Origin of the sequence: Pseudomonas sp. NFX71 (assembly GCF_048079215.1) — a bacterium.
Lineage (GTDB): Bacteria > Pseudomonadota > Gammaproteobacteria > Pseudomonadales > Pseudomonadaceae > Aquipseudomonas > Aquipseudomonas fluorescens_B.
This window is the reverse complement of the sequence record NZ_CP182230.1, coordinates 5588175-5605144: the sequence shown is the minus strand read 5'-3', so window position 1 is coordinate 5605144 and position 16970 is coordinate 5588175. Positions and strand designations below refer to the sequence as shown.

At 60.9% G+C, this 16970-nt stretch carries 12 protein-coding genes and 1 pseudogene; 3 read left to right on the top strand and 10 right to left on the bottom strand.

All coding sequences use genetic code 11. From position 1 onward, the window contains the following. Position 1: 1 nt before the first annotated feature. From glgX to glgA, 6 genes are all read right to left on the bottom strand, one after another. Positions 2–2161 carry a glycogen debranching protein GlgX gene (gene glgX, locus ACM1ZW_RS26080; RefSeq protein WP_017339073.1) on the bottom strand — a complete coding sequence of 720 codons (2160 nt, stop codon included), beginning with the start codon at positions 2159–2161 and terminating at the stop codon, positions 2–4. Between the two features lie 207 nt (positions 2162–2368). Further along, a complete protein-coding gene (locus tag ACM1ZW_RS26075; RefSeq protein WP_416739660.1) occupies positions 2369–2710 on the bottom strand; it encodes a DUF2934 domain-containing protein in 342 nt (113 codons plus the stop codon). 2 nt (positions 2711–2712) lie between these two features. Then, positions 2713–5499, bottom strand: coding sequence for a malto-oligosyltrehalose synthase (locus ACM1ZW_RS26070; RefSeq protein ID WP_416739659.1), 2787 nt, complete (start codon positions 5497–5499; stop codon positions 2713–2715). Then, the gene (malQ, locus tag ACM1ZW_RS26065) at positions 5496–7574 is read right to left on the bottom strand and encodes a 4-alpha-glucanotransferase (RefSeq protein WP_017339070.1); all 2079 of its coding nucleotides are present in this window, start codon (positions 7572–7574) and stop codon (positions 5496–5498) included. The genes ACM1ZW_RS26070 and malQ overlap by 4 nt, the downstream gene beginning before the upstream one ends. Next, positions 7571–9367, bottom strand: a complete 1797-nt coding sequence (treZ, locus tag ACM1ZW_RS26060) for a malto-oligosyltrehalose trehalohydrolase (RefSeq protein ID WP_416739658.1) — start codon at positions 9365–9367, stop codon at positions 7571–7573. The genes malQ and treZ overlap by 4 nt, the downstream gene beginning before the upstream one ends. Before the next feature lie 14 nt (positions 9368–9381). Beyond that, on the bottom strand, positions 9382–10968 hold the full coding sequence (glgA, locus tag ACM1ZW_RS26055) for a glycogen synthase GlgA (protein WP_416739657.1): 1587 nt from the start codon (positions 10966–10968) through the stop codon (positions 9382–9384). Positions 10969–11523: 555 nt separating this feature from the next. On the opposite strand from glgA, the gene ACM1ZW_RS26050 reads away from it, so the two are divergent. Both ACM1ZW_RS26050 and nudC read left to right on the top strand, forming a co-directional pair. Next, positions 11524–12336, top strand: coding sequence for a crotonase/enoyl-CoA hydratase family protein (locus ACM1ZW_RS26050; protein WP_017339067.1), 813 nt, complete (start codon positions 11524–11526; stop codon positions 12334–12336). Positions 12337–12343: 7 nt separating this feature from the next. Continuing rightward, positions 12344–13174 (top strand): NAD(+) diphosphatase, encoded by an 831-nt coding sequence (gene nudC, locus ACM1ZW_RS26045; protein WP_017339066.1) that lies wholly within the window; start codon positions 12344–12346, stop codon positions 13172–13174. Here the strand turns inward: nudC and ACM1ZW_RS26040 are convergent. The 4 genes and pseudogenes from ACM1ZW_RS26040 to ACM1ZW_RS26025 form a co-directional block, all read right to left on the bottom strand. Then, the gene (locus tag ACM1ZW_RS26040) at positions 13142–13921 is read right to left on the bottom strand and encodes a TSUP family transporter (protein WP_017339065.1); all 780 of its coding nucleotides are present in this window, start codon (positions 13919–13921) and stop codon (positions 13142–13144) included. The two genes, nudC and ACM1ZW_RS26040, sit on opposite strands and share 33 nt — an antisense overlap. A 113-nt stretch (positions 13922–14034) precedes the next feature. Further along, positions 14035–14142 (bottom strand): annotated as a pseudogene (locus ACM1ZW_RS26035) (hypothetical protein); the annotation flags it as partial. Between the two features lie 106 nt (positions 14143–14248). Beyond that, positions 14249–14725 carry a DUF1348 family protein gene (locus tag ACM1ZW_RS26030; protein WP_414879237.1) on the bottom strand — a complete coding sequence of 159 codons (477 nt, stop codon included), beginning with the start codon at positions 14723–14725 and terminating at the stop codon, positions 14249–14251. A 55-nt stretch (positions 14726–14780) separates the two neighbouring features. Further along, positions 14781–15344: a TetR/AcrR family transcriptional regulator gene (locus ACM1ZW_RS26025; protein WP_017339063.1), complete on the bottom strand. Its 564-nt coding sequence runs from the start codon at positions 15342–15344 to the stop codon at positions 14781–14783. A 215-nt stretch (positions 15345–15559) separates the two neighbouring features. Between ACM1ZW_RS26025 and pssA the strand changes: the two genes are divergently transcribed. After that, entirely contained in the window at positions 15560–16903 is a 1344-nt protein-coding gene (gene pssA, locus ACM1ZW_RS26020; protein ID WP_017339062.1) for a CDP-diacylglycerol--serine O-phosphatidyltransferase, read from the top strand. Positions 16904–16970: the final 67 nt, after the last annotated feature.

The following is a 16970-nucleotide window of genomic DNA, read 5'->3' as shown; positions in this document are numbered from 1 at the left end:
TTCACTCTTCTTCCTCATGCTGCAATTCGAACAACAGCAGCGAACGGCCGGTGACGGAATATTCGTGACCGAACTCGAAGCGTTCCTGACCACGAATCGACGGTTGGTTGGTGTCGACCATGCAGGTCCAGAAACCGCCGTCCGGGACTTCGGGCAAGGTGAAGTTGACGATGTCATGGTGGGCGTTGACCACCAGCAGCAAGGTCGCGTCACCGCCCTTGCGGCGGATCCCGGTTTCCTGTGCGCGACCATCAAGCAACATGCCCAGGCATTTGCCGTGCGCGTCTTCCCATTGCTCAATGCTCATCTCGCTGCCGTCCGGTGCGAGCCAGGTGACGTCCTTGACGCCGATGTCCTCGTTGTAATTGCCCACCAGGAATCGTCCGCGACGGAGGATCGGGTAGGTCAGGCGCAACTTGATCAGGCGTTTGACGAACTTCAGCAGGGCCTTGCCGTCTTCGCTCAGGTCCCAGTTGACCCAGCCGATCTCGCTGTCCTGGCAATAAGCGTTGTTGTTGCCCTCCTGAGTACGGGCAAACTCGTCACCGGCCACCAGCATTGGCGTGCCCTGGGACAGCAGCAGCGTGGCGAAGAAATTGCGCATCTGCCGCTGGCGCAGTGCGTTGATTTCAGGGTCGTCGGTCGGGCCTTCGACGCCGTGGTTCCAGGACAGGTTGTTGTTGCTGCCGTCCTGGTTGTTCTCGTCGTTGGCTTCGTTGTGTTTGTCGTTGTACGACACCAGGTCATTGAGGGTGAAACCGTCGTGGGCGGTGATGAAGTTCATCGACGCATACGGCCGGCGGCCACGCTGGTTGAACATTTCGCCCGAAGCCGTCATACGACTGGCGAAGTCGGCCAGTTGACCGTCATCGCCTTTCCAGAATGCACGCACGGTGTCGCGAAATTTGTCGTTCCATTCGACCCAACCTGGCGGAAAGCCGCCGACCTGATAACCACCGGGACCACAGTCCCACGGCTCGGCAATCATTTTCACCTGGCGCAGCACCGGGTCCTGTCGGCAGGCAACGAGGAAGCTGTGACGCTCGTCGAAGCCATCGTGATAGCGACCGAGAATGGTCGCCAGGTCGAAACGGAAACCGTCCACGTGCATTTCCGTGGCCCAGTAACGCAGAGAGTCGGTAACCATTTGCAGCACGCACGGGTGACTCAGGTCCAGGGTGTTGCCGGTGCCGGAATCGTTGATGTAGAAGCGCTTGTCGTCGGGCATCAAGCGATAGTACGAGGCGTTGTCGATGCCGCGCATCGACAGGGTCGGGCCTTGTTCGTTGCCCTCGGCGGTGTGGTTGTAGACCACGTCGAGAATCACTTCGAGATTGGCTTCGTGCAGGTGCGCGACCATCTCCTTGAACTCGGCGATCTTGCCGCTGGCCAGGTAGCGCGGGTCCGGGGCAAAAAACGCGATGCTGTTGTAGCCCCAGTAATTGGTCATGCCCTTGTGCAACAAATGCTGGTCATTCACAAACGCGTGAATCGGCAGCAATTCCACGCTCGACACACCGAGTTTGCGGATGTGTTCCAGCACATCATCGACCATCAACCCGGCGAAGGTGCCACGCACGTTCTCGGGGACGGAAGGGTGCCGCATGCTGATGCCGCGCACGTGGGTCTCATAAATGATCGTCTTGTCCCACGGCACGCTGACGCGATGGTCGTGACCCCAGGTGTGCGCCGGGTCGATGACCTTGCATTTGGGCACGAACGGCGCGCTGTCGCGTTCGTCGAAACTGAGGTCGGCGTCGGGATGGCCGATGGTGTAGCCGAACAGCGCCTCGGACCATTTCAGCTGGCCGACCAGTTGTTTGGCATAAGGATCAATCAGCAGTTTGTTGTGATTGAAGCGATGACCGTTGGCCGGATCATAGGCACCGTAGACCCGGTAACCGTAGATCAGCCCCGGATGGGCGTCGGGCAGGTAACCGTGGTAAATCTCGTCGGTGTATTCCGGCAGTTCGATGCGTTCCAGTTCGACTTCGCCGGCGTCATCGAAAATGCACAGTTCGACCTTGGTCGCGTTGGCGGAAAACAACGCAAAGTTGACCCCCAGACCATCCCAGGTGGCGCCCAGCGGGAAGGGCAAGCCTTCACGGATTCGCGAGGCCTCGGCTTGAGGTGCTGGCGCGGATTTTTTCGGACTGGTCATAGGTGCTCCTGCAAAAATGGGAGTTCTTTGCAGGAGCGCGGCTTGCCCACGTGGGCGGTGAGTCAGACCATTCAAGTGTTGACTGAAACACCGCCTTCGCGGGCAAGCCTCGCTCCTGCTCAATTTTTCGTGTTTTCGTGGGCGAACGCGCCCACTGTGGCGAGCGGGCTCGCCACGAGTTCAATCAAGTGCAAACGAAGTGAAGCGTCAAACCGCGGGTGGTTTTTTCGTGGCACGCGGTTTTTTCTCGGCCACTTTTTCACCCGGCGGCGTTACTTTCGCAGCCGCCGCGGCCGGTTTGCCCTTGGCTTTCGATGCCGCAGCCTTGCCATCGGCCTGCCCGTTGAGCTTGCCATCCGCTTTGACTGCCGGTTTGACGGTGGCGGCTTTGCTCCCGGCGGCTTTCGGTGACTTCTTCGGCGCCAGGGCTTCAGCTTCCGCCAGCTTGCGAGCCATTTCCCAATGACGAGCTTCCTCGCCCTCGGGTTTCCCTTCCGATTCCCAGATCTGATAGGCAAATTCGCGGATGCGTTTTTCGTCGGTGCTCATCGCTATGCTCCTGAACTGAACTCAAGGTTTTGGATAAAGAGATTGACCGGGAAATCCCCCAGCGCGGCGCCAATCATCAGCTCCTTGTGTTCTGTGACTGTGACGCTGGAAAAAAGTCCCTTCAGATTGTCGTCAGGGGTGGTGAACGGTAATTTGACCCGCGTATCGCCCCACAGCTGCGCGCCGACCTTGGGTTCGGCACTGTTTTCCAGCAGGCCCGCACAACGTATCGGTACGATCACGATGGCCCGCTTCTGGTTGTACGAGCGCGCAAATGCCAGCACCCGGTGCGCCTCGCTGCCGACCACTTCCAGGGCTTGATACGACCCTCGCTGAAACAGCTCGGGATGCTCGGCGCGCAGGTTCAACGTGCGCGCAATCAGGGTTTGTTTGATGTGCCCGTTCCGCCAGCTCGCCAGCAGGTCAGGCACGTCCTGCGGACGCTGCATGGCCTGGTGGCGACTGGCGTAATCCACCGGGCGGCGGTTGTCCGGGTCTACCAGCGAGAAGTCCCAGTACTCGTTGCCTTGATAAAGGTCCGGAATGCCCGGCACGGTCATGCGCAGCAAGGTTTGCGCCAAGCCGTTGAGTGCACCGGGTGCAGCAATCGACATCGCCGCTTTACCGAGGGCTGCGCGCAGCCGTTCACCTTCAGGGCTGAGCAGCAGGCGTTCGAGGAATTGGTGAGCTGCGTGTTCGTAAGCGTCGTTCGGCGCGCTCCAGCTGCTTTGCAACTTGGCTTCGCGCAAGGCTTTCTGTTGCCACTGCCACATACGTTGAGTGTAGTGCTCGAACGCGGCTTTATCGTCATTGCGCAGATCCAGTGGCCAGCTGCCAAGGAGCGCCTGATACAGGATCAGCTCATCGCCGGCGGACGGCATCTGGTCGTCGTCGCGCAGCGGCCGGGCCAGTGTTTGCCAGAGCGGCACCTGCCAGGCGAACCACGCGCTGCGCTCGCTCAACACCGCCAGCCTGGCGCGGGTGTCTTCGCCGCGTTTGTGGTCGTGGGTCGCAGTGGCTAACAGGTTATCGGGGAATTCTTCGAGGCGATTGAGGCACGCGGCATGGAAGTCGGCCACCGGCGCGCTGAACTGCTCGGTGCTGAACCCCACATCATTGCGCGACAGCAGAACTGCCGAGCGATAGAACGCGGTGTCTTCCACGGCCTTCGCCGCCGCCGGCGAGGTCAACTGCTGAAAGCGTACGCAGGCATGCTTGAGCATCTTGCGCGGACGGCCCACCGGACGCTTGCGCCACGGTTCACCCCCCAGCCATCGGGCCAGGCAATCGAGCACGGGCCAATCGGCCTCACCGAGGGTTTGCCGCGCACCGTCCAAGGCTTGCTGGAAAAATACATCATCCTGCGCGGAGCGCCCACGGGGACTGATGTAAGTGCGATACACCGGAAAGTGCACGATCAGTTCCTGCAATGCCCGGCGAATCGCGCCGAGGGTCAGGTCGCGGGTCATCAGGTCATCCCGGGCCACTTGCAACAGGGCCTGGGCGACACTTTCGAAATCACCGGCGAGGGAACCGTTGAGGATCTGCTGGCGCGCCAGTTGGGCTTCCTGACGGAAGTCGGCGGGCCGTTCGCTGTAGCGACTCCACAACTCGCTCAGGGTTTGTGCGCCCTCCGGGTCATGTTGCAGCAATGACAACTGGTTCATGAATTCGTAACCCGTGGTGCCATCCACCGACCAGTCACGGTGCAGGGTTTCCCCCTCGCCAAGGATCTTCTCGACGTAGATCGGCAAGTGCCGATCCGGTGCCAGGCTGTCGACCCGCCGGCGCAGTTTGCGGCAGTAACCACGCGGGTCGGCGAGGCCGTCGATGTGGTCGATGCGCAGACCGTCGATCAAGCCTTCAGCCACCAGTTCGAAGATTTTCGCGTGGGTCGCTTCGAACACCGCCGGACGCTCAACGCGCAGGCCGCCCAGTTCGTTGACATCGAAAAAGCGCCGCCAGTTGATGTCGTCCGCTGCCGTACGCCAACTGGCGAGGCGATAGCTCTGGCGCTCCAGTAACTGATGCAGACGCTGGAAGCCGTCGGGCGTGAGCGAATCGTAGGCTTTCAGGTTCTGTTCAATGATGTGCAGCACGGCCGGGTCGGTGGCGAGTTCACGCAGCTCGTCTTTCAACGGCATCGCCAGACGGTGGGCGTCGTTCTGATAACTCAAGGTGCTGAAGCGGTCGGCCAGTGATTTGAGTTGCTCGTCATCCGCTTTCAGCAGTTCGCCAAAATTCATCGGGCAAATCGGGAAGTGATGATCGTAGTGCTCAACGTAAAACGCGCCATGCTGCGCATCGAAACGCAAGGGCAGGGTGCCGTCCTGCAACGCAACGCCGTAATCGCTGCCGAGGAAGGGCAACAACAGCTGGCCTTCCATCAACGGATCGGGCGAATGCCACTGGATGTCGAAGAACTCGCCATAGGGGCTCAGGCGTCCCCATTCCAGCAAGTCCAGCCACCAGGGGTTGTCACCGCCGCCGACCGCCATGTGGTTGGAGACGATGTCGAGGATCAGCCCCATGTCCTGTGCACGCAACGCGCTGACCAGCCGGCGCAATGCCGCTTCGCCGCCCAGTTCAGGATTGACCGTGGTCGGGTCCACCACGTCATAACCATGCATGGAGCCGGCGCGGGCGCTCAGCAGCGGCGAGGCATAGACATGGCTGATGCCGAGGCTGGCGAAATAGGGCACCAGCGGCACCGCATCGTCGAGCGTGAAGCCTTTATGAAACTGCAGTCGCAAGGTCGCCCGCAGCGGTTGGGTACGTGGCGGATTCATCGGTCACGCTCGGCGGCCTGAAGTCGCGCGCAAGCGAGCAGTTCCAGACGCCGGGCGGCGTCCGGGTCATTGAGCAATGCTTCGCTGTCGCCGGGCAAACGTCGCGACCAATTGGGATGCGTATCGATGGTGCCGGGCAGGTTGGCCTGCTGTTCGATGCCCAGGGCATCCTCCAGCGGCAGCAACACCAACGGAGCGCGGGTATGGCCGAGGAAACGAATGGCGGCGTCGAGTACCTGATCGGTTTCGTGGGACTCCTCGCGGAAGTTCTGCGGGTCTTCGCTCAACACCCGCCGCAGGCCTTCGCGCTCCCGTTCGCGATGATGGCGCCACTCGATTTCACCTTGGGCATCGACCAGCCCCAGTCGAGCGTTCCAGTCGATGTCGCGGCCATGCCACCAGCCATTGAGCGTCGGCAAGTCATGGGTGCTGGTGGTCGCCAAGGCGTTGTCCGGCCAGTCGAGGATCGGTTTGAAGCGAGCGTTGTCCTGTTCGAACAGCATCACGCGCATGCCGAGGATCGAGCGGGCGATGAGTTTTTCCCGCAGACCGTCCGGTACCGTCCCGAGATCCTCGCCCAGGACGATGGCCTGATGCCGATGGGATTCCAGGGTCAGAAGGCGCAACAGGTCGTCAACCGGGTAATAGAGATAAGCACCGTCAGCGGGTGAGGCGCCGTTGGGGATCACCCACAACCGTTGCAGCCCCATGACGTGATCGATGCGCAGGCCACCCGCGTGGGCGAAATTGGCCCGGAGCATTTCGATAAAGGCGCGAAAGCCATTGCGTACCAGGCCTTCGGGCGAGAACGCGGAAATTCCCCAGCCCTGGCCGGTGCGGTTGAGGATGTCGGGTGGCGCACCCACGGTCAGGGAGGCGAGCAATTCGTCCTGGCGACTCCAGGCCTGGCTACCGCCGCCGTCGGCACCCACCGCCAGGTCAGCGATCAAGCCGATGCTCATGCCGCTGCTGCGGGCGGCGGTTTGTGCGCGCTCCAGGCAGCGGGTGATCAGCCATTGGCAGAAGGCAAAGAAGCCGATGCGCCCGGCATTCTCTTCGGCGAAGTCAGCCAGCGCCGCGCTACGCGGATCGCGCCATTGCTCGGGCCATTCGCGCCAGTCGAGGTTTTCACCCTTGGCGGCGCGGGCTTCCTGGATGGCTTCGAAGCGACAGTGGTTTTCCAGGGCTTCGCCGGCAGCGTGGCGGAAACTGCTGAAGTCTTCATGCAGCGGGTGTTCGCCCTGGACAAAGCCTTCGTACAGCGCTTGCAACAGACGGTGCTTGGCTTCGGCCGCGACGGGCCAGTCAACCAGTGGCAGCGCCTCGAGGTGCTTGAGTTCCGCGGCGAGCCCGGTGGCATCTATCGCTGTGCGCATTGCGCGCTCACCAAGGATCGCTCCGGGCGCGGCGTACAGGCTGTTGAGAAACAAACGGCTGGACGGCGAATAGGGACTGTAGCGCTGGGTGTCGTTGCTGAACATCGCGTGCAGCGGACTGATCGCCAAGGCTTCGGCGCCCCGTTCACCGGCCACCCGGGCGAGATCCTCGAGGGCCTGGGTATCGCCGAAACCGCCATCGCCGGGACGGCGCAGCGAATACAGCTGCACGCTGAGGCCCCAGGCGCGGGGGATCGGGCTGTCGACGGCGTCGCCGACGCTGTAGCAGCGCGACGGTGCCACGGCCAGCGTAAAGGACTGCCCGTCAATGCTGACGTGCTGGTAACCGACCGGGATCAGACCGGGCAATATCGCCTCGGCATCCAGTTTCAGGCTGAGCCGCGAACCATCTTCAAGGTGGATCTCGCAGGGTGTCTGCGGCTCGAAGTAATGCGCCAGGTTGAGGCCCACGCCAAAGTCTGCGGTCAACAGCGGCGGCAAATGCCGGGTCTGTTGCACCTGCTGCAATTCGAGCAGGCTGGCGTCGATTTCCTGGGCGGTGCCGGCCGGGTGGCCGAGTCCGGTCAGGACGTTACGTAACACTGATGGGGCGACTTTCTGTGGGCGGCCGTTGGCGTCGATCCAGTCGACCGCCAGGCCAGCTCGGCCGGCCAGTATTTCCAGTTGCGCATCGCTCATTGGCGCTCTCCATCCGGGGGTAGCAAAGGGGCCGCGGCCGTGAGGCTGACTAGCGCGCAATACGGGGCAAGGGTGCCCTGATCCAACAGGTCGGCGGACTCCGGCGGGTGTTCGAACAACAACGCATTGCCGGCCTGTGGGGAATGGACCACTGGCTTGCCGCTGAGGTTCAGGTCAATGCGCAGCAGGCTGCCATCGCCCAGTTGCCAGCGCGCCGTGACGGCGCCTTCGGCCAGCACATCGGCGCCCAGTGGATGGGCGCCGGACACGTGTGGCACGATCCGCTCATGGCGGATTTTCAACAGTTGGCAATACAGCTGGTACATGGCGGAGTCTCGACTGGCCGTCAGGCAGGGGCGAGAGTCTTCGAAGGTCTGCTGTGCATTCGGGTCGGGAATCCGTTCACGTTTCTCCGGATCGGCAAACGCATCAAACGCGGCAAACTCGTTACGTCGGCCTTCACGGACCAGTTCCGCGAGCTCGCCGTGATGGCTGGTGAAGAACAGGAACGGTTGCTCGGCGGCGAACTCGTCGCCCATGAACATCAGCGGGATCATCGGCGACAACAGCAACAGTGCGGTCGCGGCTTTCAGCGCGTCGGGGTGGGCCAGTTGCGGCAGACGTTCACCGAACGCACGATTGCCGATCTGGTCATGGTTCTGCAAAAACAATACGAACGCGCTGGGGGGCAGGTGCCCGCTGGGCTCGCCCCGCGCTTCACCGTGTCGGTTGGTGTGGCCCTGGAACACGAAACCCTGGCTCAGGCAACGAGCCAGTTTCTCTGTGGGATTGTCCGCGTAGTCGGCGTAATAGGCATCGGTTTCGCCAGTCAGCAGGACGTGCAACGCGTTGTGGCCGTCGTCGTTCCACTGCGCGTCGAAGCCTTCCTGCAACAGGCTGGCCTGGTTGTGCTCGTTCTCGACCGTCAACCACACATGCCGCACCGGATCGGTCTGCTGGCGAATCCGTTGTGCCAGCTCCTGAAGAAAGTCCGGGCTTTCGATGGCGTGCACTGCATCGAAGCGCAAACCGTCAAAGCGGTATTCCAGCAACCACATCAACGCATTGTCGATGAAGAAATCACGCACCTCGCGCCGCCGGAAATCGATGGCCGCGCCCCAGGGCGTGTGCTTGTCTTCGTTGAAGAAGCCCTTGGCGTAGCGATGCAGGTAATTGCCATCCGGGCCGAAATGGTTGTAGACCACGTCGAGGATCACCGCGAGGCCATGGCCGTGGGCGGTGTCGATCAGGTGCTTGAGTTGTTCAGGGGTGCCATAGGACGCCTGGGGCGCGTAGGGCAGCACCCCGTCATAGCCCCAGTTCCGTTCACCGGGAAATTGTGCGATAGGCATCAGCTCGATGGCCGTAATGCCCAACGCCGCGAGGCGTTCGAGGTGCTGTTCGACTGCGCTGAAGCCGCCCAGCGCACCGACATGCAACTCGTAGATCACCGCCTCGTTCCATGGCCGTCCCAGCCAGGCGCTGTGTTGCCAGGTGTAGCCGAGGGGATCGACCACCACGCTGTGCAGGTGAATGTCGCCGGCCTGCGCGCGGGAGGCGGGGTCGGGGACTTCAATCTCACCGTCTATGTTGTAGCGATAACGCGTACCTGCGGGGCAACGCGCCTTGATCACGAACCAGCCATCGGCCTGAGGCAGTAGCGGCAAGGATTGTCCATCTTCCAGTTCGACACTGACAAAAAACGCATCTGGCGCCCACAAGGCAAAACGCGTGTGTTCTGCGTCCAGCATGATTGCGCCGTGGGGCCAGGTCTCAAGGGTCCGTAACGGCATTGTTCAAAAACCTCTTACTGTCTGTTCGATTTCCCCAGCGCCTTGGCGACCAGCTGTTCGTAGAGTTCTGCGTAGGGTTCGACCGCTTTGCACCAGTTGAACGGCGCCGCCATGGCGCGGCAACGCATGGCATTGAGCAGGTCGGGAAAGGCAAACACCTTGAAAGCCCGGCTCAACGCTTCCTGATAACTCTCGACGGTGGATTCGTCGAACAGGAAACCGGTCACGCCGTTTTCGATGGTGTCGGCCAGGCCGCCGGTGTTACGGGCCACCGGCAACGAGCCGAAGCGCTGGGCGTACATCTGGCTGAGGCCGCACGGTTCATAACGCGATGGCATCAGCAGGAAATCGCTGCCGGCGAACATACGGCGGGCGTCGGTTTCGTTGAAGCCGATGCGTACACCGATTTGCCCGGGGAAACGCAGGGCCAGTTCGCGCATGGCTTGTTCTTCTTCCGGCTCGCCGCGACCGATGATCGCGATCTGGCCACCCGATTGGACGATGTACTCGGACACGGCTTCGGTCAGGTCCAGGCCTTTCTGGTACACCAGGCGCGAGACCACGGCGAACAGCGGACCTTCTGAATCGTCCAGGCCAAACAGGTCGCGCACGTGCGCCGCGTTGACCGCTTTGCCTTCCCAGTCACCGATGCTGAACGGGCGGAACAGGTGCGAGTCGGTGGCGGCGTCCCAGCTTTCATCAATGCCATTGGGAATGCCGCTGAGCAGACCTTGCTGGGTCTTGGCGGCGAGAAAACCGTCGAGACCGCAGCCGAAGGCCGGGGTGGTGATTTCCTGGGCATAGGTGGCGCTGACGGTGGTGATGTGGCTCGAATAGGCCATGCCGGCCTTGAGGAACGACATCTTGCCGTAGAACTCCATGCCTTCCTGTTGCAGAGCATGTGCGGGAATGCCCAGTTCCGGGCACGATCCAAGACTGGTCACGCCCTGGTAGGCGAGGTTGTGAATCGTGAACAGCGTCGGGGTGCGTTGCCCACGCCAGTGCATGTAGGCGGGCGCCAGGCCGGCAGGCCAGTCATGGGCGTGAACCAGGTCCGGGCACCAGTGAATTTGGGCAAGGTTGGCAGCGATATCGGCAGCGGCCAGGCCCAGGCGGGCGAAGCGGATATGGTTGTCCGGCCAGTCGCGACCGTTGTTGGCGCCGTAGGGAGACCCTTCGCGCTCGTAGAGTTCCGGGCAGATCAACACGTAAATGACCAGGCCGTCGGGCATGTCCATGCGCCCGATCTTGCAGGGTGGCAATGCGGCATGACCACCGAGCTCGCCAATAATGTGAATCGGGTTTTCGCTGTGCAGCACTTGCGGGTAACCGGGGATCAGCACACGCACATCGTGCAATAGCGCCATGGCCCGGGGCAGTGCTGCCGAGACGTCGCCCAGACCGCCGGTCTTCACCAGGTCGGCGATTTCCGAGGTCACGAACAACACTTTCTTTCGATTGGGGTTCTGACTGGCCACCGGTATCAGCGTCTTGGTGCTCGGGACGTTGATCGATTTGGCACTTGGGGCGCTCACGGCGCTCGCATCGCCGACCTGCTGATGAGCACGTTCTCCCTGAATGTCTAAAGCCGCACTGATCATATGAATCTCCCGTGTTGTTGATCTAATTCTCAGGTCTGGCAAACGGTGTTTCGTGGCCAATTCCTGTGGCCGGGCGCAAACGCGCGACGCACTGGGCAGCAAACGCGGCCCATGCGTTGAAGCAGATTGGCTGGAGTGGACGCTGCAAGGATTGCACCAGTCGCAACGCACCTACCTTTCAGAGGACCGGCCACGAAGAGCAAAAGTTTCGATTATTTTTGCACTTTGTGACCGACCGGTTTTGCCTCGCGAAAATGAGTCTAGGCCAGAACTTAGAGCGGTGAAGCACAGATGGCAAAATTGTTCGACAATCGGTTCAATGAGGTACGGACGTGCATGAAAAGGGTTCAAACGCTCCGACGAAGTGCACGTTTTTTTGCGATCGAGCCCCAAAAGGTAACCTGGCGTTCACATGAATGTGCGAGTGCTGTCACGCCTGCGCACTACGCTGGTGCGCCCTGCAGTCCCGCTTTTGGCCGAACCGCTGCCTTACTGCCGAACGGCATGCCTTGTTATAGTTCGGGCCTCATTTTTGCCCGGTAAAGGATCACTGCCATGTCTCAGTACACTGCGTTCACCGTCGAACTGGCCGATAAAATTGCCCATGTGCAGATCAATCGTCCGGAGAAGATCAATTCGATGAATGCCGCGTTCTGGAGCGAGATCATCGAGATCTTCCAGTGGATCGACGACACCGACGAAGTGCGGGTGGTGGTGCTCAGTGGCGCCGGCAAACATTTCTCGTCCGGTATCGACCTGATGATGCTGGCCGGCGTGGCCAATGAGCTGGGCAAGGACGTGGGGCGCAACGCCCGCCTGCTGCGGCGCAAGATTCTGGCACTGCAAGCTTCCTTCAATGCCGTCGACAATTGCCGCAAGCCGGTGCTGGCGGCGATTCAGGGTTACTGCCTGGGTGGCGCGATCGATCTGATAGCCGCCTGCGACATGCGTTATGCCGCCGAAGATGCGCAATTCTCGATCAAGGAAATCGACATCGGCATGGCCGCCGACGTTGGCACATTGCAACGCTTGCCGCGGATCATCGGTGACGGCATGCTGCGTGAACTGGCTTACACTGGTCGCTCGTTCGGCGCCGAGGAAGCGCGCACTATCGGTCTGGTCAATCGCGTCTACAGCGACACCGCCAGCCTGCTCGACGGCGTCATGGGCATTGCCCGCGACATCGCCAGCAAGTCGCCGATTGCGGTCACCGGCACCAAGGAGATGATCAGCTACATGCGTGACCATCGCATCGACGACGGCCTCGAATACGTCGCCACCTGGAACGCCGCCATGCTGCAATCTACCGATTTGCGCGTGGCCATGGCCGCCCATATGAGCAAACAGAAACCCGAATTTCTGGATTGATTGAAAAATGACTTCACGCTGGACCACCGCAGTACTGGACACCGATCAACCGGGCGGCTGGGCCGTCGCGCGCAGCCCCGAAGGCTTTCTGTTCGATGACAATGGCGCGCTGTTCCCGCGCGAATGGCTCAAGCGTCAGGACCTGACGATTCTTGCCGAACATGGCATAGGCCACCTGGATGGCGAGCCGGTGTATCTGCTGGAGCTGCGCAGTCACAGCGAAGTGCCGGGCTGCAACTGGAAAGGCCTGCGGGCGTTCATGCTCGACGGTGATCACGCTGTTTACAAGGTGCTGGGGTATGCCGCGCAAATCGGCACCTGGGCCCGCGAGCACCGCTTTTGCGGCAATTGCGGACAGGCCACGAAGCAAGTCATCCGGGAGCGGGCGATGTACTGCGAACCGTGCGACCTGCGTTATTACCCGCGCATTTCGCCGAGCATGATCGTGCTGATTACCCGTGGCGATGAAGTCCTGCTGGCGCGTTCACCGCGTTTTGTCACCGGGGTCTACAGCACGCTGGCCGGATTCGCCGAGCCGGGCGAGTCGGCCGAAGATTGCCTGATTCGCGAGGTTCGCGAGGAAGTGCAGATCGAGGTCAAGAACATCCAGTACATGGGCAGCCAGTGCTGGCCGTTCCCGCACTCGATGATGCTCGGCTTTCACGCCGAGTACGCCGGTGGCGAAATTGTCTGTCAGGAAGACGAGATCGAGGACGCCCAGTGGTTCAACGTGCACGAGCTGCCGCCGTTGCCGGCGTCACGCTCGATTGCCCGTTACCTGATCGACGTCTATGTGGCGCGGCGTCTAGGCCACGCTGAACCAGTGTTGCCAGGCTAGCCGCACGGTCAGGCCCAGCACCACGGTGATGAACACCGGACGAATGAATTTGGCGCCGCCACTGATGGCGGAGCGGGCGCCGAAGAATGCACCGACCATCACCGACAGGCCCATGCACAGGCCGATGATCCAGTCCACTTGCCCGGAAAAGATGAACACCGACAGCGCCGCAATGTTGCTGACGAAGTTCATGCTGCGCGCCACACCGCTGGCCTTCACCAGGTCGATGGGGTACATCAGCATACTGCTGACGGTCCAGAACGCGCCGGTGCCGGGGCCGGCCACGCCGTCGTAGAAACCCAGGCTGAAGCCTTGGGTCGATTGCCACTTTTTCTTGATCGGCGCGTTGCTGTCCAGCGGCGCTTTCGGCGTGCCACCAAACAACAGATAGAGGCCACAGGCGAACACGATCACCGGCAGCATCTTGTTCAGCCATTCGGCGGGCAGGTAATGCGCAACCACCGCACCGGTCAACGCGCCGACCAGCGTGCCGACAATGGCGTGCAGCCACTGCCGGGGATGGAACAGCTTGCGCCGGTAGAAGGTGAAGCTGGCGGTGGCCGAGCCGAAAGTCGAACTGAGTTTGTTGGTGCCCAGCACCAGATGCGGCGGCAAGCCGGCGGTCAGCAGCGCCGGGGTGGTCAACAGACCGCCGCCGCCGGCAATGGCGTCGATGAAACCGGCTATGAAGGCGACAACGGCCAGAATGGCCAGGGTGGAGAGATCAACGCTGAGTTCGAAAGGCATGGAATCGACTTATTCGGCGGGGTGCAGGAAATGGCTGCGGGGAAGGGCCGATATCTTACCTACATCCAACTTCTGCTGCGACCGCGCTGCCTCAATTCCTTGTAGGCTCGGATTCAGATTTTACGGTCGGGCCCATTCTCGATCTGCCACACAAACGGCGGCTCAGTCCCGTTAATCGCCCAATCCCCGACAATCCGCGCATTACGCCAATGCCTGTCGAGCAAACACAAGCAAGCTTGCCCACGATGGCGGCGTCACATTCAACACATTGGCTGACTGACATTCCGCTATCGCGGGCGAGCCCGCTCACAGTTGATCTATGTGAATTCAAAGACCGAGATCGGACAGCCCTGGGTGATCATCCGGCCGACGACCCAGCGGCCAGTGGAACTTGCGGTCGCTTTCCTTGATCGGCATGTCGTTGATGCAGGCGAACCGGTTGGCCATGAGGCCGTTCTCGTCGAACTCCCAGTTTTCGTTGCCGTAGGAACGGAACCAGTTGCCCGAGTCGTCGTGCCATTCATAGGCGTAGCGCACAGCGATGCGGTTGCCGGTGAACGCCCAGAGTTCCTTGATCAGCCGATAGTCCAGTTCCTTGGCCCATTTGCGGGTCAGGAAACCCTTGGCTTCTTCACGGTTGTAGGCGAATTCGGCGCGGTTACGCCATTTGGTGTCCAGGGTGTAGGCGAGGGACACCCGTTCCGGGTCACGGGAGTTCCAGCCGTCTTCGGCCAGGCGAATTTTTTCGATGGCGGACTCACGGGTAAAGGGCGGCAATGGCGGACGAACTTCGGCGTTAGACATGTAAAGTCTCCCTATCAAATTAAAGTTCAAGCAAGTTGTCGGGCTTGGTTAAGTGTTACAGGTCCAATAACTTTCGCGCCATGCATTGCGCATTATCGGCGGCACTGTGATCACCCATGACAAGCGCCACGGTAATGGCACCGTCGATCAGGATCAGCAGCTGTCTGGCCTGCGTCTCCGGGTCTTTGGCGCCATGTTCGGTGCAGAGCTCGCGCACGTAGTCGAGCAGCTTCTGTTTGTGTTCTTTGGCGACCAGGCGAACCGGGTCTTGCGGGTCGCCGGTTTCACCGCTGGTGTTGATGAAGGCACAGCCACGGAAGCCTTCCGAGGCAAACCAGGTCTTGAGCACGGTAAACAGGTTGAGCAGGCGATCGGCCGGGGTTTCGGCCTGGTCGACGGCGGTCCTGTACCAGTGCATCCAGCGCACGTCGCGCCGTTGCAGGGCGGCGACGGTCAGCTCCTCCTTATTGGCGAAGTAGCGGTAAATGCTTTTTCTGGAGACGCCGGCGGTTTTCACCAGAAGATCCATGCCGGTGGCAGAGATGCCACTTTTGTAGATCAACTTTTCGGTGACATCCAGAATGATGTCGCGTGTGTCGTTGCTAGTTATTTCGTTCATGCGGCCAACAGTAGAACGATCGTTCTCCTTGGTCAAGCGGCTTTTTTATTATTGATTGGATAGCTATCGCTTGCAGGCCCGCTCCCACAGGGGAATGCATTTCAGATGTGGCAGCTAGCCTGCTGGCGATGAGGGCAGCACAGACACCAGCAAGACCCAAGCCCATCCATGGTGTAAGCTCTCGAACTCTCCGGATTCGACCCATTGCGAGCCCTATGCCGTCGCTTTTCAAACGCTCTCTGCTGCCTAAACTGCGCAGTTTTCCGCTGACCGCCGATGCCGTCACCATCCTCTCTGGCGCTGCCGAGTTCCGTCGTTGCCTGCTGGAAAAAATCGCCGCAGCGACCCAGCGCATCTACATCGTCGCGCTGTACCTGCAACAGGATGAAGCCGGCCAGGAAATTCTCGATGCCTTGCACGCCGCGAAACTGGCGCGTCCGGAACTGGACGTGGTGGTGGTCGTCGACTGGTTGCGCGCCCAGCGTGGCCTGATCGGTGCCGGCAAGCAGCCGGGCAACTCGGCGTGGTACCAGGAAACCACGCGCACCCACGACAGCGTTGTACCGGTGTACGGCGTGCCGGTGCAGACCCGCGAGCTGTTCGGCGTGCTGCATTTGAAAGGCTTCGTGATTGATGACTGCGTGATCTACAGCGGCGCCAGTCTCAACAACGTCTACCTGCACAAGTTCGACAAATACCGCTACGACCGTTATCACCTGCTGCAGAGCAGCGCGCTGGCCGATTCGATGCAGCACCTGGTCCAGCACGGCCTGGTCGCCTCGAAAGCGGTGCATCGCCTCGATCTGCCGAACCTGCCGACCACCCGCAGCCTGCGCAATGACATCGGCGACCTGCGCAGCCGCCTCAAGCACGCTACGTACGACACCACCATGGGCAGCACTGCCAAGGACGGTTTGTCGGTCAGCCCGTTGCTCGGGGTGGGCAAGAACAATCCGTTGAGCCGGGTGATCTGCGAATTGATCGCCAGCGCGCAGCATCAACTGACGATCTGCACGCCGTACTTCAACTTGCCATTGGCGGTGACCCGGGAAATCAATCGGGCATTGGCGCGTGGCGTGAAGATCGACATCGTGGTCGGCGACAAGACCGCCAATGACTTCTACATCCCGCCGAGCGAGCCTTTCAAGGTGATCGCAGCATTGCCCTACCTCTACGAGATCAGCCTGCGCCGTTTCGCCAAGCGTCATCATCGCAGCGTCGACAGCGGTCAGTTGAACCTGCACCTGTGGAAGGACGGCGACAACACCTATCACCTCAAAGGCATGTGGATCGATCAGCGTTATACCTTGCTGACCGGCAACAACCTCAACCCGCGAGCGTTCCGCCTCGACCTGGAAAACGCGTTGCTGATTGATGACCCAAAAGGGGAGTTGCTGCAACCGCGTCGCAGCGAGCTGGCGGAGATTTTCCAGCACACCACGCGTATCGAGCGGTATCAGGATCTGGAAACCCTGCCGGATTACCCGGCGGCAGTGGCCAAGTTTCTCAAGCGGGTGAGTCGAGTGCGGATCGAGCGATTGTTGTATCGGATTTTGTAAGTTTCAGGTGCTTTGAAGGGGCACCGGACTTTGGGCGTTATTTGATAGTGAGGGGGCGGGACAGGTT